Annotated in this window: 1 protein-coding gene; it reads left to right on the top strand. The window is 56.7% G+C overall.

Annotated elements, in window-relative coordinates:
- The first annotated feature begins 94 nt into the window (after window positions 1–94).
- Complete coding sequence (locus tag QFW80_RS00120; protein WP_280598824.1) at window positions 95–907, top strand: DUF6188 family protein; 813 nt, start codon at window positions 95–97, stop codon at window positions 905–907.
- Window positions 908–1,043: the final 136 nt, after the last annotated feature.

Genomic DNA, 1,043 nt, shown 5'->3' with positions numbered 1-1,043 from the left:
GTGCTCCTGGGCTTCGGCACTATCCGTGGCTGTATAACAATTCGTTCAAGCCGAAACCGCTTCGCGGTTCGGCTTAACTCAAGCGTTAGGCCCCATGATCTTTGCCCTGGCAACTGACGAGAACACTCTACTGGTCTTCACATCTGTCACAGATGCAATGGTCTACTGCGAGGGCATTGATGTTGAGGATGGCGGCTGGAGCTTCTGGGACCATGTCGGCCGCGCTTTGGATGCTGAGTTCCACATTCCAAACCACCGCGACGGATTCACTGTTGGCAGTGGCTCTTATCGACTTGTCCCCGCGGCGGACAAAGCGACTCTGGGAGACTCGCTCACCAGCATCGGACAGATCGGCGACAACCCGCACTTCCCGACTCTTTCTGCGGTCGGGGGCACACCTTGCAAGCGTCGCTCAGGTGTCCCAGCATGGGGCCTAACAAATCATTCAAGCCGAACCCGCTTCGCGGGTCGGCTTAATTCAGGTGTTAGGCAGCTCATGGATGATTCTTGGACTTCGCAGCTCATAGGCCAGACTGTTAACGCCATAGAGCAATGGGAAGGCGGCACTTGCGCCATTACTTTGACTGGCGGCTATAACATACAAATCGAGTCGCTATGGCGCTTGCTCATATCTGGCACTTTGAAGCGCACCAGCCAAGACGAGGGGCAAATCTTCGGCCTCAATGAGCCCGTACATGCCGTATCGGAGCTTTCAGGCACGTTGCTCGGCCACACACTCATCGCGGTCCAAGTAGCGCAGGGGACCGCTGATCTGACTCTCCACTTCGGTGTGCTGATTCTTCAGGCTGTCGCTGACTCAAGTGGCTATGAGGCTTGGCAGGTGGTGGGGCCGTCGGGCATGGTTGCGGTCGGTCAAGGTGGTGGCAATGTGGTCGTTTACGGCTGAGCTGCCTAACAATTCATTCAAGCCGAATCCGCTTCGCGGATCGGCTTAATTCAGGCGTTAGGCTGCAGATGATCTACTTCGTGCGCTCACGACAAAGCTACGATCAACTGGCAACCTCGCCGGCTTGGCCGCCGGA

It is taken from the genome of Luteimonas rhizosphaericola (genome assembly GCF_029888045.1).
GTDB classification, from domain to species: domain Bacteria; phylum Pseudomonadota; class Gammaproteobacteria; order Xanthomonadales; family Xanthomonadaceae; genus Luteimonas; species Luteimonas rhizosphaericola.
The sequence above is the reverse complement of the archived record's forward strand: the minus strand, read 5'-3'. Positions and strand labels throughout refer to the sequence as shown.

Coding starts and splice junctions, on each gene's coding strand:
- QFW80_RS00120 (WP_280598824.1), top strand. CDS start 95: ATGATCTTTGCCCTGGCAACTGACGAGAACACTCTACTGGTCTTCACA.